Below are 21,493 nucleotides of genomic sequence, written 5' to 3' on the forward strand. Positions count from 1 at the left end.
CGTGTCGGCGGTGGCCGCGTGTTGACGGTGGCCGGCTCGCCGGGGCAGGGCGGGGCTGCTATGCTGCGGCCCCGCCCTTTCCGGAGCCCGACCGATGACCCGCCCCGCCCTTATTCTCGATCTGGATGGCACAGTCGTTGATGCCGTTCCCGATTTCGCCGCAGCCATGAACCGGCTGATGGCGGAACTGCGCCTGCGGTCGGTGACGGGCCCCGAAATCGCCGGCTATCTGGGCGACGGACCGCGCAAACTGGTCGAGCGGGTGCTGGCCGCGCGTGGGCTGCCGATGATCGAGGCGGCCCACGACCGGTTTCTGGCCGACTACACCGCCCATGCGGCCGAATTGACCACGGCCTTCGCCGGCGTCGCCGAAACCCTCGACGCGTTCCGCGCCGCCGGCTGGGCGGTTCTGGTCTGCACCAAGAAGCCTGAGGCCGCCACCCGCGCCATGCTGGCGGGCCTCAGCCTGCTTGATCGTTTCGACGGCATCGGCGCCGGCGACAGCTTCGCCGTCTCGAAGCCCGACCCGCGCCATCTGACGATGACGCTTGCCGCCGCCGGGCTGGACCATGCGCCCGCCGTGATGGTCGGCGACCACGCAAACGACGTCGCCGCCGCCCGCGGCGCCGGGCTGCCCTGCATCTTCGCCGGCTGGGGCCATGGCCCCGCCCGCATGGCCGAGGGGGCCGATCTGGTGGCAGCCCGCTTCACCGACCTTGTCCGTCTGGCCCCGCAGGTGCTGGCGGCACGGGGCCTCACGGTTTCCGCCCCGCAGGGCATTGATGGCGTCACAGGCCAAAACTGACCGGCTCAGCCTTTGGCGCTGTCGACCGCCTGTTCCAGCGCGTCCAGTTCGACCGCGCCGGGCAGAAGCGTGTCGCCGATCACGAAGGCCGGGGTGCCGCCGATGCCCAGGCGCTGGGCCAGGGCCATGGTCTCGCGCAGATGGGTCTCGATCTCGGGCGACTGCATGCGAGCCTTCACGGCGTCGGCATCGACCCCGCGATCGCTGACCAGGGCCAGCACCCGGTCTTCGGTCAGACTGCCCTGCGCGGTCATCAGCGCCTGGTGGATCTCAGGGTACTGCGCCGGCGCGATCGCCTGCACTGCCAGTGCCGCGCGGGCGGCGACCAGGGAATCCGGGCCCAGAATCGGGAATTCCTTATAGACCACGCGGATATCGTCGCGTTTGCTGATCAACTGGTCCACCGTCACCATCGCCCGCCGGCAATAGGGGCAGCGATAGTCGAAGAACTGCACCACGGTGACCGGCGCATCGCCCGGGCCGACCACCGGATCGCGGTTGTCAGACACGAGTTGATCGCGGCTTTCGGCGATTGCTGTGTTCTGCGCCTGGGCCTCGGCGGATTTCTGATCGGCCTGCCAGCGACGGATGCTGTCGACGACCAGTTCGGGTTCGCGGATCAGGACATCCCGGACCATATCCTCGCCCGCGCGGGCCTGGGCCGCCGGATCGACCGCCAGCACGCGGTCCATCACCAACGTCGTGGCGGCACCGCCGATGGCGCCCATGACCAGGGCCACGACCGGTACGATGAATTTCGACATGGAATTACGCATCTTTCACGTCTGAGGGGCCGGCATGGCGGCCCGGACTGTTATCGTCGTCAGCGCTGGGCACGGGCTTCTTCGCGCTGGCGTTTGGCATATTCAACCAGGTCATCCGCGCGCAACTGGCCGGGCGAGCCGACCGGCAGGTTGTCGCGTGCCCGTGTCGCCTGGACCACCGCTTCCTCCCAGCGATTGACCTGGGCATTATATTCCGCCAGCGCCAGCGACGCCTGCGGCATGCGCCCGGCGCGGCCATAGGCGATCCCCAGCAGGCGCCAGGCGGTGGCGTTGTCGCGGTCGGCGGCGGTTGCCGCCTCCAGCAGCGACTGGGCTTCCGTATAGGCGGCGTCCTGGCCGGTCTCGATCAGCGCCTGCGCCAGCCCGACCGAGATCAGCGGCGCATGGTTCGACGTCTCGACCGCCAGCCGATAGGGCGCGATCGCATCGCTGACCCGGCCATTCTCGAACAGGATCTGGCCTTCCAACTCGTGGAAATACGGGTCATCGGGCTGTTCGGCGATCAGGCCGCGGATCAGGGGCAGGGCGTTGTCCAGATCGGCCTGACGATAATAGGCGATGGCCCGGGCATAGCGGGCCGGCACCGACCGGTCGTCGGCCTTATAGGTCGCCAGCGTGCGGCCCGGCGGGTCCAGAAAGCCTTTCAGTTTGGCGATCATCCGGTCATAGGCCATCTGTTCTTCGGGCGTGGCCGCCGCCCGCACGCCGCTTTCCTGCGCCACCACATTCTCGACCACCCGCACCCGGTCGGCGGCCATGGGATGGGTGGACAGATACGGGCTCTGGCGGCTGCCGATCAGCAGGCTCTGATTGTCGAGCTTCTGGAAGAATTCCAGCATGCCCTGCGCCGATTCCCCCGCTCGGTGCAGGAAGCGGATGCCGGCCTGATCGGCTGAATTCTCCTGCGCACGGCTGAAGCTCAACATGCCGCGCTGGGCCATCTGCTGGCCACCCATGGCGATCGCCATGCCGGCATCGGCGCTGCCGCCGGCGACCCCGATCGCCAGACCCAGCAGTGCCGAGGCAATGGCCTGTGCGGTCGCCATTTCCACGGCACCGCCGATGCGCGACAGATGGCCGCCGGCGATGTGGCCGGTTTCATGGGCGATGACGCCGGCAAGCTGGTTCGGGTTGTCGCTGGCCATCAGCAGGCCGGTGAAGATGAACAGATGCATGCCGCCGCCGACGAAGGCGTTGATCGCATTGTCGCGGATCAGATGGATGTCGACCGATGCCGGGTCGAGATCGGCGGCCTTGAACAGTGGAGTCGCTATCTGCCGGATGGTATGTTCCACCTCGGCGTCACGGATGAACGACAGCCCCGCCCGTTGCGCCGAGGCCGGTCCTACGGCACTCATCCCCGACACGATCAGGAAGCAGATAAGGACGGCGATGCGGAGGAAGCTTGAGCGCACGATGCGGACCCCGGATGATTCCCTCGAACGTAGGGGTGCAATCCAGGCCCGTCAATCTCGGCATCGGTGGCAATTCCGCGACGCAGCCGGCCCGGACCGGTTCTTCGTGGTTGCCCGGCCCTTCACGATTACCCGGTCCTCGGCATTGGTGGCGATCGGCGCCGCGGCGCTGGCGGCCGGCTGCAGTCCGCGTGTCGAAGTCGGCCGGGTGGACGCGGTCACCGGTTTCATTGGTCTGGTCGCGACCGACGAACCGCGATCGGCGCTGGTCGGACGCGACATTCTGTCGGCCGGTGGCAGCGCCGTCGATGCGGCCGTGGCCATCGCCATCGCCCAGACGGTGACCCTGCCAAGCCGGGTCGGTCTTGGCGGCGGCGGTGCCTGCGTGGTTTATAAGGCGCAGCCGCCGCGGACCAAACAGCCACAGACGGCGCAGTCCTTCGACTTCATGCCGCGGGCGGCGGTGGCGGGCGAGACCGTCGCCGTGCCCGGTTTCGCTCGTGGACTGTATGCCATGCAGGCACAGTACGGCACGCTCCGCTGGCCGCAGCTGGTATCGCCCGGCGAGCAACTGGCGCGGTTCGGTGCGCCGGTGTCGACGGCTTTCGCCGCCGATCTTGCCGCCTATCGCGAGATCATCGGCGCCTCGCCGGCGCTGGCCCGCACCTTCGGCAGTCTGGCGCAGGGCAACCAGATGCATCGGCCGGATCTGGCGGCGTCGCTTGGCTCGATCCGCACCGAAGGCCCCGGCGCCCTCTATAGCGGGCCGCTCGGGCGCCGGATGATCGACGATTTCGCCAAGGCGGGTGTGACCCTGCGGGCCGATGACCTGCGGCTGTACCAGCCGGTTGCAGCCGATGCGCCGTCGCGGCCCTATGGCAATTTCGATCTGGTGACCATTGCGGGGACCGGTGGTGCCGCGGCACTGGACGGGGTGGCCGGGGTGCGCACCGGTGTGACGCCGGTCGCCGGGGGCGGTGATGCCGTTCAATCCGGGGTCGTCGTGGTGGATCGCGTCGGTGTCGCCGTTGCCTGCACCTTCACGCAAGGGGCCGCCTTCGGCATCGGCCGGATGGGCGACGACACCGGCATCATCGCCGCCCGGCCCGCCGATGCCGGTGCATTGGCATCGGGTGCCGCGGTGCTGGCGATCAACGAGAACATCCGCAAACCCTATATGGCGGCGGCCACTACCGGTACAGGTGCCGTGCCGGCGATGTCAAAGCTGGTCGGTAACTTCTATGGCGGCGAGGCGCTGGATCAGGCAGTTGCCGCCGCTGGCAGCGCGGGTGCCGATGTCAGCGCCGCGGCCTGCGCCAACGGCATCCCGTCGAGCGATCAGCGCTGCAATGCGCTGGTGTCGCCGGCCTCGCCGGGCCTCGCCATCCGCTGATCGCCTGCCCTGAGGGGCCATGTTTCCCGCATCAGATATAACCTGTGGTTTTGTTTGATGCGGGAGCACCTGTTTCCTATCATCGCGGACACCATCCCGATGCATCCGCCCGGTCAGCCTGCCATCGATGCCCGGCAGGCGGGCCGGATGTCGTGCCGCAGTCCAAGGACAACCGACAAATGCCCGTCTCGCGCCGGTCGCAGATCCCGCCATTCCACGCCCTCGAAGTTCTGGCGGAGGCAAATGCGCTGGAAGCCCAGGGTCGCCACATCATCCATATGGAGGTGGGGCAACCATCGACCGGTGCGCCGCGCCCGGCCCTGGAAGCCGCCCGTCGCGCCCTCGACGGGCCGGCCTTCGGCTATACCGAAGGTGCCGGTCAGCCGGCGCTGCGGCGGCGGATCGCCGATCATTACCGCGCGTGGTATGGGGTCGATCTGCCGATCGAGCGGATCGTCATCACCCATGGTGCCTCCGGCTGTTTCACCATCGCCTTCCTTGCGGCCTTCGATGCCGGCGCGCGGGTGGCGATGGCGGAGCCGGGCTATACGTCATACCGCAATGTCCTGAAGGCGCTGAATATCGAGGTGGTGTCGATCGAGACCGGGCCCGAGAGCCGGTTTCAGCCGACGGTCGCCCATCTGGAGGCGCTGGACAAGCCGATCGACGGCCTGATCGTCGCCAGCCCGTCCAACCCGACCAGCACCACCCTGAAGCCCGAGGAACTGGAAACTCTGGTCCGCTATTGCGAGGCCAAGGGTATCACCCTGATCTCCGATGAAATCTATCACGGCCTCACTTATGGCGCGGCCACCCGTTCGGCGCTGAATTACTCACAGGCGCCGATCGTGGTGAACAGCTTCTCGAAATATTTCGCCATGACCGGATGGCGCATGGGCTGGATGGTGTTGCCGGACGACATGGCGCGCACCGCCGAGAAACTGGCCCAGAATTTCTTCCTGTCGCCCTCGGCTCTCTCTCAGATCGCGGCGACTGCGGCCTTCGATGGCTATGACGAGGCCGAGATCGCGGTGAAGCGCTATGCCGAGAACCGGCGCGTGCTGCTGGAGGGGCTGCCGGGCGTGGGTTTCACGCGCATCGCACCCATCGACGGCGCCTTCTATGTCTGGGCCGACATTTCGGATTACAGCATGGACAGCACCGCCTTCTGCCGCCGGATGCTGCATGAAGCCGGCATTGCCGCCACGCCGGGCATCGATTTCGATCCATTCAAGGGCCATCACTATCTGCGCATGGCCTTTGCCGGCAGCACTGACGACATGGTGCAGGTGGTTGACCGGCTGGACGGCTGGATGCGCCGCAGCTTCGGCGTCGGCAAGGTTGCCTGACCGATCAGGCTATGCCGGGTGCGTTCACGCACCCCGGCGTCAGGATAGGAAAAGGGGCTGCCGGCGTGATCCGGCAGCCCCTTGTTCGTTGCGTGCAACGGTCAGGATCGCGGCATCAGCCGCGGTCGCGGGCCGCCCACCAGCCGCGGCGCGGGCGCGCCGCCGTCTTGGCCGCGGTGTCGGCCGGCGGCACAACCGCCGCCTCGGCCACCGGCGCGTCGCCGGCCGGATGCGGGGCTGGCGCCTGCGCATCGTCAGCTTCGGCGGCATCGCGGTCGCCTTCGGTGGCGGACTGATCAGGCGACACCTCGGCGGATGCCCCCTCGCCAGACGCCCCCTCGCCAGTCGCCACATCGCCAGACGCAGCCTCGGTGATCTGGCTGTCGGCCGGCGCATGCGCCAGCGGACCATCGATCACCGGGGCGGCACCTTCGGGCGCCTCGACCGCCGGCACTGCGGCATCGGGACCACTGATCACCGTCATTTCGGCGGGCAGGGCCCCGACCACTGCGGCATCGGCGACCTTGCGCCGACGGCGCGGCCTGGCTGCCGTGGCGTCGTCGGTGGCGACGAGCTCGGCAGTTTCGGTGGCCTTGGTGCGGCGGCGGGTGGCAGCCGGTTTGGTGGTGGCCTTCGCCGCGGTCTTGGTGGCATCGGCCTTCGTGGCCCGCTTCCGCTTCGGGGCGGCGGCAGGCGCTTCAGCCTCGGCGGTTTCCGCAGCCTCCGTTGCCTTGCGGCGACGGCGCGGTGCCGGCGTGGCCTCCGTGGCCTCGGCGGCAGCCGGCTCCGCGACCTTGCGGCGCCGACGCGGCTTTGCCGGCGCGGCCTCGGCGACCGTCTCCGCTTCAACCGCTTCGGCTTCAACCGGCGCGGCTTCAACCGCTTCGGCGTCAACCACGTCCGGCGCCAGCGCCTCGCTCACCGCCTCGGCGGCGTCCTCGGAGACCGCCGCCTCGGCGACAGGTGCCTCGGTTGCCGGTATCTCGGCAGCCGGCGCCTCGACCGCAGGCGCCTCATCGGCGACGGCGGCCTCCGCCGGCGTCGATGCCTCCGGTGTCGGCATCTCCGGCATGGGCACCTCGATCACCGTCACGCCCGTCGGGCGCCCGGTGGCGGCCACGGCACCCACCACCTCGGCTTCCGCATCAGTCACCGCATCGGTGCCGAGCGGACGCCGCCGACGACGGCGACGGCGGTTGCGGCCTTCTTCGGCGCGCCCCTCCTCGGCATAGGCCTCCTCAGCGTGGGCCTCCTCCGCGGCACGATCCGGCTCACCAGCCGGGCCATCCGGCGCGGCGGCATCCATCGCCTCGGTGCTGGCGACCGGCGCCTCGGCCACGGCGGTCTCGGCGACCGCGACCTCGGCTTCCGCATCAGCGACGGCCGGCGTCACGGCGGTGTCAGCCTCGTCGGCGTCGTCTCCGGCATCCTCGCCGGTATCGGTCGCACGGGCCTCACCATTTGTGGGGCGCCGCCGCCGGCGCCGACGACGACGGCGGTTACCCTCGTCCTCGCCGCGCTGTGCGCGCTCGTCGGCGGTCTCATCGTCGGCAGCACTGGTTCCGCTGCTTTCGGCGGTCTCGGTCTCGACGTCGACGTCGATGTCGGCGCGGTCGTCGTCCTCGTCCTCGTCGTCATCATCGGCGCCGGTATCGGCGGACTCACTGCTGCCGGTCTCGTCGTCACGGCGCTTCCGCCGGCGCGACCGGCGACGGCGCTTGCGGCGCGCCCGCTCGTCGTCGCCATTGGTATCGGCCTCAGCCTCGGGCTCTGCCTCGACGGGCGCGCGGCTTTCGGCCGGTGCCGCGGCTGCGGCTTCCGCTGCGGCCTCGGCCGCGGCCTCCGCGGCCTCGATCTCTTCCAGTGCGGCCGCGGCGGCCTCGTCCTCGGCATCCTCGGCGGCGATACGCGCGGCATCGGCGGCGGCGGCAGACGACTGGGCGGTCAGCGGCCGGTCGGGCCGCTCGGCGCGCTCGGGGATTTCGCCTTCCTTGCGCTGTTTCGTGCGCTCCAGTTCATACGGCGTCGGCGGGGTCAGGTTGTCGGCGGCTTCCACCAGCACGCGGAACAGATAGCGGTCCTCGATATCCGCCAGCATCTCGCGCTTATGATTGAAGATGTACAGAGCCACCTCGGTCGGCACGCGCAGCACCAGCTCGTCGGTGCGCTCGCGGATGCCTTCCTCCTCGACCGCACGCAGAGCGGCGAGGGCGGTGCTTTCGACCGAGCGGACCAGGCCGGTGCCGCCGCAATGCGGGCACTGCATGGTGCTGGCCTCGATCAGCGACGGCCGCAGGCGCTGGCGCGACAGTTCCAGCAGACCGAAGCCGCTGATCCGGCCAAGCTGGATGCGGGCACGATCGGCCTTCATCGCATCCTTCAGGCGCCGTTCGACCGCACGGTTGTTCTTGCGGTCGTCCATGTCGATGAAGTCGATGACGATCAGGCCGGCCAGATCGCGCAGGCGCAACTGGCGGGCCACCTCTTCGGCGGCCTCCAGATTGGTCTTCAGCGCGGTCTCTTCGATGTTGCGCTCACGCGTGGAGCGGCCCGAATTGACGTCGATCGCGACCAGCGCTTCCGTCTGGTTGATCACCACGTAGCCGCCTGCCGGCAGCCGGACGATCGCGCTGTGCATCGATGCCAGCTGGGTTTCGATCTGGAAGCGGTGGAACAGCGGAATCCGGTCGCTGTACAGCTTCACCAGCCGCGCCCGGCTGGGCATCAGCATCCGCATGAATTCCTTGGCGGCGCGATAGCCTTCCGTACCCTCGACCATCAGTTCGTCGATGTCGTTGGTATAGATATCGCGGATCGACCGCTTGATGATGTCGGCCTCTTCATAAATCAGGGCCGGCGCGCGCGACGACAAAGTGCGCTCGCGGATGTCATCCCACAGCCGCGACAGATATTCATAGTCGCGCTTGATCTCGGTTTTGGTGCGCTCGGCGCCGGCGGTGCGCAGCACCACGCTCATGCCCGACGGCGCACCCAGCTCGGCCAGGGTCTCGCGCAGCTTCTTGCGGGTGCGGGCGTCGGAAATCTTGCGCGAGATGCCGCCGCCATTGGCGGTGTTCGGCATCAGCACGCAATAGCGCCCGGCCAGCGAGATATAGCTGGTGAGGGCGGCTCCCTTGGTGCCGCGCTCTTCCTTGGCTACCTGGACCAGGATCAGCTGCCGCTTCTTGATGACTTCCTGGATCTTGTACTGGCGATGCGGCTGCATGCGGCGGCGGCTCGCGCCGCCGGCGGCGATGTCGTCGACATCCGATCCGCCGACTTCCTCGATCTCGGGCCCCTCGGCGGCATCGGCCTTGGCGTCGCGCTCGGCGTCCTCGCGCGCAGCCTTTTCAACCTCGCGCACCAGCGCCTCGCGGTCGGCGACCGGGATCTGGAAATAATCGGGATGGATTTCGCTGAATGCCAGGAACCCGTTGCGGTTTCCGCCATAATCGACGAACGCTGCCTGAAGCGAGGGTTCGACGCGGGTCACCTTGGCGAGATAGATATTCCCCTTCAGCTGCTTCTTGGTCGACGTTTCGAAATCGAATTCTTCAAGCCGATTGCCGTTTGTGACGACCACCCGCATCTCTTCGGGGTGGTTCGCGTCGATCAGCATACGCTTCGTCATCGAGCGTGGAACTCCGGATATGACCACGACGGGCGCCGGCCGGTCTGAGGCGGCGCCGATCCGTCGGGCAGGATGTGGAGGAACGACGCGCAGGCCAGCGGCCGTCTGCGGCCCGGATGCCGGTATCGGCAGCGGCGGCAGGCGGCACGGTCAGGACCGGTGTCGTGAGGATGGGAAACGGCATCAGGACGACGATATCCGTACCGCCGAAAAATCGGCAGCAGGCAAGCCCTCGGGGGCTGGACGACGGGCGCTCAGACAGATGTGGCATCGGGGGACGCCTCGTGGTCCGCGCGGCCGACGCTGTGCGCGAAATCGCGCGCGTCGTTCATGACCGTTCCTTAGTCGTCGGGCCGGGCCCACCGCCAAATTGCGGTTCACCACGGTCCTCCGCCACCTCGTCAGGAAGTCGTGGATCCCGGCCGGCTGTGCCGTCCGAAGTTGCGGGCGGGCACGTCAGCGGTTGCCGTCATCCTGGCCTTGCGGCGGGTTCAACCGTCGGCCGGGGCGCTCATCCAGAGCCTGGGAGGCCTTGGGGATCGCCCATTGGACGTGACCCGGTCCTCATCCACCAGCCATACGGAATTCCGTCCTGCACCGCCCCGGGTCACAACCTGGGCTCCACACAAAAGCGCGGAGCCCGTCGATCACCAGACCGTTCCAGGCGCGCGCACTATAGAACAGGTCGCAGCCCTTCCACAATCGCGCTGTTGCAATCAGGCGACAGGGCAAGCGCATGTCGACGGTCATGTGATGCGGCGGCCCCGTTCAGCCGGCCTGGCCGGTGACCGGATGCTGCGTAACACGCCAGCCACATACTTAATGCCAAGTGCCAACAACGCAGATAAACACATTGAAAGATTGAGCGAGTTGCGCCTATAAGCAAATGAGTCACCCGCGCTGCCGCCCATTCGGATCGCCCGTCCGCGGGCGGCTTTTGCGCCGGTCCGTGATATGCCGCCGGACGCCTCGTGGAGCCGTCACATGTCGTCGCCTGCCGTCTGCACACACCTCCTTCGCCCCGCAGCCTCTCCGGCGCGGCCGCCTTGTGCCGGCCGTGGCGGCGCGGATATGGGCCGGATCGTGCGCAGGCTGATGTCGCTGGTTCTGTTGTCGCTGCTGTGCCTGAGCGGGGTCATCCTGCCGGGTACCGGCGTGGCCGAGGCCGGTGCCGCCGATGTGGCACGAGCGACGGGCCTGCGCTTCGGCCTGCACCCGGATAAGACCCGCCTGGCGATCGATCTGGACCGGCGGGTGGATTTCCGGGCCTTCACCCTCTCCGGTCCCGACCGGGTGGTGATCGATTTCCGTGGCCTCGACTGGCAGATCCTGGACCGCGGCGAGAATGACGGCGCAGGCCTGATCGCGCGATATCGGGTGGGATTGTTCGAGCCCGGTGTCTATCGCATGGTGCTGGATCTGACCCAGCCGTCACAGATCGACGCCATGTTCGTATTGCCGGCCCAGGACGGCATGCCGCCGCGCTTCGTGGTCGACCTGTCACGCACCACGCCCCAGGCCTTCGCGAAAGCGACGCTGAAGGGCGAGCCCGAGGACCGCTTCGACGGCACCAAGGTTGCCGCGGCCTCACCCTCGGCCGCGTCGCAGACCTTGAGCGCCGCGCCGGCGCTGCCCGATGCGGTGAAGCCGCGTCAGCGCGCCGACGGCCGTCGGGTGGTCGCCATCGACGCCGGCCATGGCGGCATCGATCCGGGTGCGATCGGCATTTCCGGCGTTCAGGAAAAGTCGATCACGCTCGCCTTCGCCAAGGCACTGGCCGTGGAACTGGAAAAGACCGGCCGCTACAAGCCGGTACTGACACGTGACCGCGATATTTTCATCCGCCTGCGCGACCGGGTGTCGATCGCACGGGCCGCCGATGCCGAGCTGTTCATCTCGATCCATGCGGACTCGGTGGGCAATCCCCGCACCCGGGGGCTCTCGATCTATACCCTGTCCGAACGCGCCTCGGACGGCGTTGCCGCCGAACTGGCCGACAGCGAGAACAAGGCCGATCTGATCGCCGGCGTCGACCTGTCGACGGAAAGCGCCGAGGTGACATCGATCCTGATCGATCTTGCGCGGCGTGAGACCATGAACCTCTCCGCCCGCTTTGCCGGCCATATCATCGGTCAGGTTCAACCGCATACGGAATTGCTGCGCAAGCCGGTCCGGTCGGCCGGGTTTGCGGTGCTGAAGGCGCCCGACATGCCGTCGGTGCTGATCGAAACCGGCTTCCTGTCGAACCGGCAGGATGAAAAGGTGCTTCAGGATCCGTCGCACCGGTCGCGACTGGTGCGCGGCATGGTGTCTGCCGTCGATCAGTTCTTCGCGGCCGAGCAGACCTGGAGCCGGCTCTGATCTGCGGCGCCCGCGGCGGTCAGGGGCCAGATGGCCGGAGGGCGACCCACGCATCGGCTGGACGACGCCATGCCTGCGATCCTTGCAATGCACGGCACACAGGCCTGCGATTGACGCGGGCGCGCATCGTCGCCACACTCCCGGCCAATCGTCATGCCGGCCGTTCATCATCGGTCGGCAGTGACCGTCAATCATCTGGGAGCCGCCGGCTGAAGCCTGCGGACATGCGCAGCTCATGAGCCTGATCCGCCTGTTCGGTGTTCTTCTGACCGCTTTTATCCTGCTTCTGGTCGCGGGCGGCGCTGCGCTGTATTACGGCGTGACGATGTATGATGGCGACCTGCCGAATTTCGACCAACTGGCCGATTACCAGCCCGCGACCGTGACCCGGGTCTATGCCGGTGATGGCCGGTTGCTGGATGAATATGCGCGCGAGAAGCGGGTTTTCGTGCCGATCGAGGCGATCCCCGAGGTGGTGAAGAATGCCTTCATCGCCGCCGAGGATCAGAATTTCTATCAGCACCCCGGTATCGACGTGGTCGCCATTCTCCGGGCGGCGGTCACCAATATCGATAACATCGCCAGCGATCGCCGGCCGATCGGCGCCTCGACGATCACCCAGCAGGTGGCCAAGAATTTCCTGCTGACCAACGAGGTCTCGATCGAGCGCAAGGTCAAGGAGGCGCTGCTCTCGCTCAGGATCGAGCGTGCCTTCAGTAAGGATCACATCCTTGAGCTGTATCTGAACGAGATCTATCTGGGCTATGGCGCCTATGGCGTGGGCGCTGCTGCGCTGGAATATTTCGACAAGTCGCTGGACGAGTTGACGCCTGAGGAAGCCGCCTATCTGGCGGCACTGCCCAAGGCGCCGAACAATTATCATCCCATCCGCCGCGCCGACGCCGCCAAGGCCCGGCGGGACTGGGTTCTGGGTCGCATGGCCGAGGATGGCTATCTGACGCCACAGGATGCCGAGACTGCCCGGGCCACGCCGCTGGTCACCCGGCCGCGTGGCGGCGAGGATCTGGCACGCGCCGATTATTTTGTCGAAGAGGTCCGCCGCGATCTTGCCAACCGCTTCGGCACGGATGCGCTCTATGAAGGTGGGCTCAGCGTTCTGACCACGGTCGACCCCAAGATGCAGGCGCTGGCCGACAAATCGCTGCGTGACGGTCTGGTGTCCTATGACCGCCGTCATGGCTATCGGGGGGCTGTGTCGACCGTCGATGCCACCGATGCGGAGGCGATGACCAAAAAGCTGACCGATCTGGGCCGCGACCACCCGCTGGTACCAGGTTGGCGCTATGCGGCGGTGGTTGAGGCGTCGAAAAGCACCGCGCGGCTGGCTTTCGCCGATGGTTCCGCCGGCACGCTGGATCTCGACGCGGTGAAATGGGCGCGGAAATACGTGTCGGTCGACCGGCGTGGACCGGCGGTCCGGGCGGTCGACGAGGTGGTATCGGTGGGCGATGTCGTCGCTGTGGCGCCAGCCAACGACCCGACCGAGATCGCGGCCGAAGCCGAACGTCGTGCCGAAGACGGCGAGGCGCCGGCACCGAAGCCCGCCGCCACCGCCCTGAAGCTGGTCCAGGTGCCTGATGTCTCAGGCGGGATCGTCGCCATGGACCCGCATACCGGACGGGTGCTGGCGATGACCGGCGGCTTCAATTTCGCCGCCAGCGAGTTCAACCGCGTGACCCAGGCGCAGCGCCAGCCGGGATCGTCGTTCAAGCCGTTCGTGTATCTGTCGGCCTTCGAGCATGGCTGGACGCCGGCATCGATCGTGCAGGACGCGCCCCTGGCGCTGGAGCAGGGGGCAGGGCTAGAGACCTGGCGGCCGAAGAATTACAGCGGCCGTTTCTATGGACCCTCGACCCTGCGGGTGGGCGTTGAACAGTCGCGCAATCTGATGACGGTGCGTCTGGCGCGCGAGCTTGGCGCCGATACCATCGCCGATCTGTCGCGGCGGTTGAACATCGGCGACTGGCCGGCCTATCTATCGACGGCGCTCGGCGCCGGCGAGACCACGCTGATGCGGCTGTCGACCGCCTATGCCATGGTGGTGAATGGCGGCAGGCGCGTGGAACCGGCGCTGATCGAACGGGTTCAGGATCGCGAGGGCAAGACGATCTATCGCCGCGATCAGCGTCCTTGCGAGGCTTGTTCTGTAGCAGCCTGGCAGCCTGGATTGCAGGCACCGCGCCTGCCCGATGCGCGTGAGCAGGTGCTGGACCCGCGCGATGCCTATCAGCTTGTGCATGTGATGGAAGGCGTCATCCAGCGCGGCACCGGCCGGCGCGCTGCATCGATCGGCAAGCCGCTGGCGGGCAAGACCGGTACCACCAATGACAGCTTCGATGCCTGGTTTATGGGCTTCAGCCCCGATCTCGTGGTGGGCGTCTATGTCGGTTTCGACACGCCACGGTCGCTCGGCGACAAGGAGCAGGGCGCATCTGCGGCACTGCCGATCTGGATCGAGTTCATGAAGGGCGCGCTCAGCAACGCGCCGGCCACACCATTCCGCACGCCGAGCGGTATCAGGCTGGTCCGCATCGATGCCAAAACCGGTCTGCTGCCCGGTCCCGGCACCGCCTCGGTGATCACCGAGGCGTTCAAACCCGGCACCGAGCCGACCACGGTTGCCGGCGAGGCGGCCTATGATGACTATCTGAACGATGTGGCACCTGGCGGCGATGGATCGTCGACCGGTCGCCCGCCCAGCCCCTATGGCGGTGCCAACGTCCCGGGCCCGGGCGGTTTGTACTGAGCGGCGCCGGTTGCCCTGACCGCATCATGGACATGGCGTGAACATCTTGACGGCCTGGCTCCGGCCGTGGCCTGCCCCATCAACAGGAGGACGTGCACATGCGCGCCGAGATCAAGTCGCTGGCCGACGAGATCGAGCAGACCTTCGGGCTGCTGAGGAGGTATCTTTGACTGGGAGAACGCGCTTATTCGGCTCGAAGAGCTGAACGCTCTCTCGGAAGACCCCAAGCTCTGGGATGACCCGGCGCGCGCGCAGAAGGTGATGCGCGAACGCACCCAGCTGGATGGCGCGGTGGAGCGCTATCGCAAGCTGGATCAGGCGTTCCGCGATGATCTGGAACTCGCCGAACTGGGCGAGATGGAAGAAGATGACAGTGTGGTCGACGAAGCGCAGGCTTCGCTTGCCCGGCTGCATCAGGATCTTCTGACCCTGAAGGTCGAAAGCCTGCTCTCGGGCGAGGTCGACGGCAACGACGCCTATCTGGAGGTGCATGCCGGCGCCGGCGGCACCGAAAGCCAGGATTGGGCCCTGATGCTGTTGCGCATGTATACGCGCTGGGCGGAAGGCCATGGCTACAAGACCGAGATCGTTGAAGAAACCGACGGAGAAGAGGCGGGCATCAAGTCGGCGACGCTTCAGATCAAGGGCCAGAACGCCTTCGGCTGGTCGAAGACCGAGACCGGCGTGCATCGTCTGGTGCGGATTTCGCCATTCGACAGCCAGGCCCGTCGTCAGACGAGCTTTGCCGCCGTGCATGTCTATCCGGTGATCGACGACACCATCAATATCGAGATCCTCGACAAGGATCTGCGCATCGATACCTATCGGGCATCGGGCGCTGGTGGCCAGCACGTCAACCGGACCGACAGCGCGATCCGCATCACCCATGTCCCGACCGGCATCGTGGTGCAGTGCCAGCAGGACCGGTCGCAGCACAAGAACCGTGCGACCGCGATGGGCATGCTGAAGGCGCGGCTGTACGAGCGCGAAATCCGCATGCGCGAGGAAAAGGCCCAGGCGGAAGCGGATGCCAAGAGCGATATCGGCTGGGGTCACCAGATCCGCTCCTATGTGCTGCATCCCTATCAGATGGTGAAGGATCTGCGCACCGGGGTTGAAACCGGCAACACCCAGGCGGTGCTGGATGGTGACCTGGATGCCTTCATGCAGGCGGCATTGTCCGCCCGCGTCGAGGGTCGTTCCGGCGATGTCGGTGATCTGGACTGATGCGGTGCCGGCCCCTCAGGCTGGCAGGTCTTCCGGTCATCACGGCCGTGGCGGCGCTTGCTGCCACGGCCGTGCTGTTTTCGGGCCATGGCCGCGCGCAGGACGCATCCCCCGTCCTGGCGGCGGACATGTGTGAACGCGTGATTGCGATCACCGCGTCTCCCGCGCCCGACGCGCCGGAGCTGTTTGGCAGCTTTGCATTTCCCTGTGCCGCCAGTGCCGACGCCGCCCTGCCCGTGGTGCTGATGCTGGCCGGGTCGGGGCCCACGGACCGCGACGGCAACCAGCCGGGATTTCGCACCGACATGCAGCGCGCGCTGGCCGAGGATCTGGCGGGCCGTGGCATCGCCAGTTTGCGCGTGGACAAGCGGGGCGTGGGCGCCAGCGCTGCCGCCGCCCCGGATGAGGCGGCGATGACGCTCGACATGCTGGCGGGCGATGCCGCGCGCTGGACACGGGCGGCGCGCAGGCTGGCGGCGGGTGCCGCTGTCGTGACCATGGGCCACAGCGAAGGCGGCCTGCTGGCCCTGCTGGCTGCCCGCCGCGTGGCAGCCGATGGCGTGATCCTGGCGGCGACGGCCGGAGAGCCTGCCGGGCGCACGCTGGCGCGGCAGATCGATCAGGCGCCGATGGATGACGCCACGCGCAGCCGCGCCCGCCGGATTCTGGCCGAACTGATCGCCGGGCGGCAGGTTGACGGGGTGCCGCTGGATCTGGCGCCGCTGTTCCGGGCCAGCGTGCAACCCTATCTGATCTCGTGGCTGGGCGTCGACCCGGCGGCGATCATCGAGAGCCTGCGCGGCCCGGTGCTGATCCTTCAGGGCGACCGCGACCTTCAGGTGACCGTGGCCGATGCCCGCCGGCTGGCGGGCGCCCGGCCGCAGGGAACCCGGGTCCAGATCCTGGGCGGGCTCAACCACGTCTTCAAGCCGGCACCGGTCGACCGTGCGGCCAATATTGCCGCCTATACCGCGCCGGGTGTCCGGCCGGACCCGCGCGTGGCTGGGCTGATCGCTGATTTTGTCAGCGCGGTGGTGCCGCGTGCGGCTGGTGGGGTGCCCCCGGCAGCCGGCCCGCGCCATCCTGCGGACCGTCCAAATGGTTGAATTCCACCACCAGCATATCGCGGAAGGCCGCATTCACGCCGTCAGCCGGGGTGATGGGGGTGACGTCGTGATAGGTCAGCGGATCCAGCAGGATGATGAAATCGCCCGGATCGGTCATGGTGCGCTCAAAAACCGGCCGCTTGTCGTTGTCGTGAACGATGCTGTGGCCGCCATCGACATTGATCCGGTTCAGCATCAGCAGCAGTGAATAGCGGGTGCCGTCGCGATGCACGCCTTCGGGCACCGGCTTGCCGATGTCGTGCGGCGTGGCGGTGATCCGTGCCTGATGGACGTTCACCTGCCAGCGATCGACCCCGTCGACGACCGCCAGTGCCCGGCCGAAGGCCCGGAGCAGCGCGTCGAGCAGTGGGTTGTGATAGACCGCCGGCACCAGGGGCTCGTAATGGCGATCGATATCGCCGTTCAGGTAGTTGATCGCCGAGGATTGATTATAGGCGCGGGGCGGTGCTGCCCTCAGCACATTGCCGGTCACGTCGAACTGGAAGCGCGACAGCCGCCGCCGCCGGTAGCGGCCACCATCGCGCATATAGACGTCGAGCGGCAGGTCGTCGCAGCTCTCACGCAAGTGTGCCCAGGCCTCGCCCTCCAGATAGCGGGGGTGGTCGAGCGCGTGCTTCAGGCTGCCGCTGACCAGAAAATCGCGGGCAAGCCCGGCAAGGGCGCCATCGTGCAGCGACAATGCCAGGCGTGGCGCCAGGATCGTGTCGGAACTTGGATGCGGAACCAGGTGGGCCGGCGGATCAGAGCCAATTTGGTGGGGGCTGTTCAGGGGCGTTGTCTCCATCGGGGTAAGGCATCCACCAATGACGATGATTATTATATAAAAAACAACCATGAATGTTATGGTAAATCGAATACCCTATGCAGTCCGCTGGCCTTTTGTCGGGTTAATCTTCCATCGGGTCCGCCTTGCGTCGGCCTCTCTTGCGTCTGGCCGGTGGTGTAGACTGGCTGGTCAGTCAGCACTCGCCGCATGGTGAGCAGATCCAGCCTGGCGCCGCATTCACCTGTTCTCCTCCAGCAGTCCCGCCAACAGCGCATCGAACATCGGCGTCAACATGGCGCTTCCAATGGGAGAGAGATGATCTTCGTCAATATACCGACTGGTGCCCGAGGGGGTGGCAGGCCGGCAGAGACCATCCGAATCACAGAGCAGGGGACTCGGATCAAGGATGATCGCACGTCCTGTGGCTGCGCGGTTGATGGCAGCCTCCACGTGGCGGTTGAAGGCACGATGATCGCTGAGCATCTTGCCCGTCTCTCTGACCGGCAACCCCAGCCTGATGCGCTGGGCCAGATGGCGGGTTGGTAGGAAGGGCATCTGCGGTACCTGTTTCATCACTGCGACCTGGATACCCATCCGCCGTAATCGGTCGAACGCCTCGACAAGCGCAGCTTCGAGCAGGTCGCCCCGCCTTTGGCGCTCCTCTTCGGTAAAGGGCAATCTTCCCCAGACCGCATCGACCCCATTGGGCTCAAGCCCCTCCACCATCCGATCCCACCGTTCAGCTAGAACCACCAGGCGGATATCGTGCCGTCTGATCTCTTTGGTCAGCACGTGATCATCGGGTGCGCAGGACGCCGGAATCGGCACGCTGACGATTGGGCATTTGACTCGGTTGACGTCAAGCGACAGCCCGAATCGGCGGACTGAGTCGGCTAGCGGCAATGACAAGACGCCGGCGTGGCTGTCGCCCAGCAACAGCACCCCGCCGCGACCGGGGCGGCCATCTGCGACCCGACAGAAGTCGCCCGGTATCATCCCATTGAGCCAGTGTCCGCAGCGATGGGCCGATACGGCTTCCTGGGCCAGAAAGGCATCCTCTGCCTTTGGGAACCGACGCAGGAGGCCCGCTTCCGCCGCAAGCCCATAGCCGAAGATGCCGGTGGCCGCAATCACAAACATCGCGACCAGTGCGTGGGGGCGGGGCAGCAGGATCTGCCGGCGGATCGGCTGCTCCACATAGCGATAGCTGCCCCAGGCCAGTACGAGCGCAGCGAGCGCTGCGCCGATACGCTCAAGAACCGATAGGTCGGCCGTCAGCAGCACGGAGAAGGGATCGGCCGTGAACTGCTTCTGGAGGACGAGCAGCGGCCAGTGCCAGAGATAGAAGCCGTAGGATACGAGGCCTAGCCACACAAATGGTCGAAGCGAGAGCAGCCGGCTTACCAATGGCGGTCGCTCTGCCGTTCCCGCGATCAGGAGCGTAGCGGCACCGAGCACCGGCGGCACAGCCGCAAGCCCGGGGAAAACCATGTGTCCGTGATAGAAAATCATCGGGATGACGATGGCGCCAAGCCCGGCACAAGCCGCAAGGCCGGCGAGGATACCGGTCGGGCATCGACGGCCACTGGCGACGAACAGCACGGCGATCAATGCGCCGGTCAGAAGCTCCCACATACGCCCGGGCAGAAGATAGAACCCGGCCGGACGGTCGATCATGGTCAGTCCGGCGCCGATGGCCAGCGTCACGAGGCAGGCTGACCCGATCCAGCCGATCCGGCCGTGGCGGCCGAGACGTGCCAGTGGCAAGAGCAGCAGGGGATACAGCAGGTAGAACTGTTCTTCCACTGCCAGCGACCATGTGTGCAGCAGCGGGATGGTGTCGGACATCGGCGCGAAATATGGATCCTGCAGATAGAAGAAGACGTTCGCGAGCAGGAATGGTTGTGCAATGAGCGATCGGGCGAACGCCTTGAATTCCAGCGGATAGAACAGCAGATGCGCCATGATGGCGGACCCCACCAGCATCAGGAGCATGGCCGGTGCCAGCCGACGGATGCGCCGGGCCCAGAACGACCAGAGGCTGAAGTGGCCTGCTTCACATTCGCTCAGGATCAGGCTGGTGATCAGATAGCCCGAGATAACGAAGAATACGTCGACACCGACGAAACCGCCGGGGAAGGGGCCGAGATCGGCATGATAGGCAACGACACCCAGAACAGCGATGGCCCTGAGCCCGTCGATATCAGGCCGATACTCTTTCTGCCCTAAGCGCAGGCGTTCGGTCTGCACTGATACCCACCATATCCTAAGTCTGACACGACACTGCGATATCATGAAACACGGGCAGATGCGCCAACGAGCGCGCGGCCTTCAAATAATCGACGATCTTCACATGATGCCTTGTTTCGGACAGTTGACCTAAATGAAAATCATGGTTTCCCGCTGATTATCGGACAGCGCCAACGAACCGTGGTCAGACCGAGCAGCATCCGATGTGCCGATCTATCATCAAGGATGCAGACCGCCCGGATCGACGACATCCGCCAGCGGCTCATAATCCTCGGGTGCCATGCCAGCGCGTGCGCGAGCCTCGGCGTTGAATGGCGGCTTCACCCGGCCCGGAAACAGGGTGCGGACCCGGTCGTGGAACACCTGGCGGGGGTCGAGGCCATGGGCTTCGGCCGCATGTGACAGCCAGCGCAGCCCCGCCGCGACATGGCCGACCTCGTCGGCATAGATCACCCGCAACGCATCGGCGCTGGCGGTGTCGCCGAAGGCATCCAGCCGGCGGATCATCTCGGGCGTCACATCCAGGCCGCGTGCTTCCAGCACCATCGGCACCACCGCCAGCCGGCCCAGCATGTCGTGGGCGGTGGCCATGGCGGCGCTCCACAATCCGTCATGGGCCGGCTGGTCGCCATAGGCGGCGCCCAGATCGGCCAGACGATCGGTGATCAGGCCGAAATGACGGGCTTCGTCATCGGCGATCGCCAGCCAGTCATCGGCGAAGCGCCGCTGGACCACCGGATCGGGGTCGATCACGGCCGAAAACCGTGCCGCCATGTCCACAGCCAGATCGATGGCGTTGAACTCGATATGGGCCAGCGCGTGCAGCAGCCGCACGCGGCTGGCGGTGCTGCCACCGCGCCCGCGTTTGGGCATGCGGGCCGGCGACAGCAGTTCCGGACGATCCGGCCGGGCCGGGCGATCGGGCAGGGCGGCGGCATCTTCCGGCGCCGGGGCCGGAATGCCACCGCCCTGCCATGCGCTGTGCAGGGCACGCGCCGCCGCCGCCTTGGCGCGCGGCTCCGCGGTCAGCAGAACCGTGCAGGCGGCAACGGCGAACGAGGCGGCGGGCATGTCGGGATGGCGTGCAGAGGTCACAGGGCCTCGATCGCCGCCTTCACGGTCTCGGCATGGCCATCCACCTTCACCTTGCGCCAGATGCGGCGGATGGTGCCCGCGTCGTCGATCAGGACGGTGGCGCGCTCGATGCCCATCGACTTGCGGCCATACATGGTCTTCTCGACCCAGACGCCATAGGCCTCGCAGACCGCACCGTCGGTATCGGCGGCCAGGGTGAAGGGCAGTTCATACTTGGCCTTGAACTTGTCATGAGAGGTGGTGGTGTCTTTCGACACCCCGATGACGACCGCATCCAGCGATTGCAGATCGGGATGCATGTCGCGGAAGGCGCAGGCCTCCCTGGTGCAGCCGGGGGTGTCGTCACGGGGATAGAAATACAGCACCACCCGCTTGCCCTTCAGCGCCTCCAGCGAAATCTCGCCGCCGCCATCGGTGGGCATGGTGAACGCCGGGGCCTTGGCACCTTCTTCGATCATCTTTCTGAACCTTCTGAGGGATGGGATGGCTGACGGATGGGATGGGCGGTCTGTGAACGGGTGA

At 66.8% G+C, this 21,493-nt stretch carries 14 protein-coding genes; 7 read left to right on the plus strand and 7 right to left on the minus strand.

Translation table 11 applies throughout. From position 1 onward, the window contains the following. Positions 1-94 precede the first annotated feature (94 nt). Positions 95-805, plus strand: a complete 711-nt coding sequence (locus IEW15_RS10955; protein ID WP_188577742.1) for an HAD hydrolase-like protein — start codon at positions 95-97, stop codon at positions 803-805. Between the two features lie 5 nt (positions 806-810). On the opposite strand, the gene IEW15_RS10960 is transcribed toward IEW15_RS10955, so the two are convergent. Together IEW15_RS10960 and IEW15_RS10965 are read right to left on the minus strand one after the other, a co-directional pair. Then, positions 811-1,569 carry a DsbA family protein gene (locus IEW15_RS10960; RefSeq protein WP_188577745.1) on the minus strand — a complete coding sequence of 253 codons (759 nt, stop codon included), beginning with the start codon at positions 1,567-1,569 and terminating at the stop codon, positions 811-813. Positions 1,570-1,628: 59 nt separating this feature from the next. Beyond that, positions 1,629-2,948, minus strand: coding sequence for a M48 family metalloprotease (locus IEW15_RS10965; protein WP_229708010.1), 1,320 nt, complete (start codon positions 2,946-2,948; stop codon positions 1,629-1,631). A gap of 163 nt (positions 2,949-3,111) precedes the next feature. On the opposite strand from IEW15_RS10965, the gene IEW15_RS10970 reads away from it, so the two are divergent. Continuing rightward, positions 3,112-4,398, plus strand: a complete 1,287-nt coding sequence (locus tag IEW15_RS10970) for a gamma-glutamyltransferase (protein ID WP_229708011.1) — start codon at positions 3,112-3,114, stop codon at positions 4,396-4,398. Positions 4,399-4,577: 179 nt separating this feature from the next. Further along, entirely contained in the window at positions 4,578-5,747 is a 1,170-nt protein-coding gene (locus IEW15_RS10975; protein ID WP_188577753.1) for a pyridoxal phosphate-dependent aminotransferase, read from the plus strand. Positions 5,748-5,862: 115 nt separating this feature from the next. On the opposite strand, the gene IEW15_RS10980 is transcribed toward IEW15_RS10975, so the two are convergent. Beyond that, a complete protein-coding gene (locus IEW15_RS10980; protein WP_229708012.1) occupies positions 5,863-9,378 on the minus strand; it encodes an Rne/Rng family ribonuclease in 3,516 nt (1,171 codons plus the stop codon). A 1,083-nt stretch (positions 9,379-10,461) separates the two neighbouring features. Here IEW15_RS10980 and IEW15_RS10985 point away from each other — a divergent pair. The 4 genes from IEW15_RS10985 (at position 10,462) to IEW15_RS11000 (ending at position 16,839) form a co-directional block, all read left to right on the plus strand. After that, on the plus strand, positions 10,462-11,739 hold the full coding sequence (locus IEW15_RS10985; protein ID WP_229708013.1) for an N-acetylmuramoyl-L-alanine amidase: 1,278 nt from the start codon (positions 10,462-10,464) through the stop codon (positions 11,737-11,739). Positions 11,740-11,974: 235 nt separating this feature from the next. Next, positions 11,975-14,506, plus strand: a complete 2,532-nt coding sequence (locus IEW15_RS10990) for a penicillin-binding protein 1A (RefSeq protein WP_188577757.1) — start codon at positions 11,975-11,977, stop codon at positions 14,504-14,506. A gap of 98 nt (positions 14,507-14,604) precedes the next feature. Then, positions 14,605-15,733 (plus strand): peptide chain release factor 2 gene (gene prfB / locus IEW15_RS10995; protein ID WP_188577759.1). Its coding sequence is split into 2 segments (ribosomal slippage): positions 14,605-14,673 and positions 14,675-15,733, totalling 1,128 coding nucleotides; the frame shifts between segments, so codons are not numbered across the junction. A 140-nt stretch (positions 15,734-15,873) separates the two neighbouring features. Then, the gene (locus tag IEW15_RS11000; protein WP_229708014.1) at positions 15,874-16,839 is read left to right on the plus strand and encodes an alpha/beta hydrolase; all 966 of its coding nucleotides are present in this window, start codon (positions 15,874-15,876) and stop codon (positions 16,837-16,839) included. On the opposite strand, the gene IEW15_RS11005 is transcribed toward IEW15_RS11000, so the two are convergent. The 4 genes from IEW15_RS11005 to bcp all read right to left on the minus strand — a co-directional run bounded on the left by IEW15_RS11005 (position 16,757) and on the right by bcp (position 21,429). Beyond that, positions 16,757-17,644: a 2OG-Fe dioxygenase family protein gene (locus IEW15_RS11005; protein WP_188577763.1), complete on the minus strand. Its 888-nt coding sequence runs from the start codon at positions 17,642-17,644 to the stop codon at positions 16,757-16,759. The genes IEW15_RS11000 and IEW15_RS11005 overlap by 83 nt on opposite strands. 219 nt (positions 17,645-17,863) lie before the next feature. Further along, positions 17,864-19,876, minus strand: a complete 2,013-nt coding sequence (locus IEW15_RS11010) for an acyltransferase family protein (RefSeq protein WP_188577765.1) — start codon at positions 19,874-19,876, stop codon at positions 17,864-17,866. 219 nt (positions 19,877-20,095) lie between these two features. Beyond that, positions 20,096-20,971, minus strand: a complete 876-nt coding sequence (locus IEW15_RS11015; protein ID WP_229708015.1) for a ferritin-like domain-containing protein — start codon at positions 20,969-20,971, stop codon at positions 20,096-20,098. Then, a complete protein-coding gene (bcp, locus tag IEW15_RS11020) occupies positions 20,968-21,429 on the minus strand; it encodes a thioredoxin-dependent thiol peroxidase (protein ID WP_188577767.1) in 462 nt (153 codons plus the stop codon). The genes IEW15_RS11015 and bcp overlap by 4 nt, the downstream gene beginning before the upstream one ends. Positions 21,430-21,493: the final 64 nt, after the last annotated feature.

This window comes from Tistrella bauzanensis (genome assembly GCF_014636235.1).
Lineage (GTDB): Bacteria > Pseudomonadota > Alphaproteobacteria > Tistrellales > Tistrellaceae > Tistrella > Tistrella bauzanensis.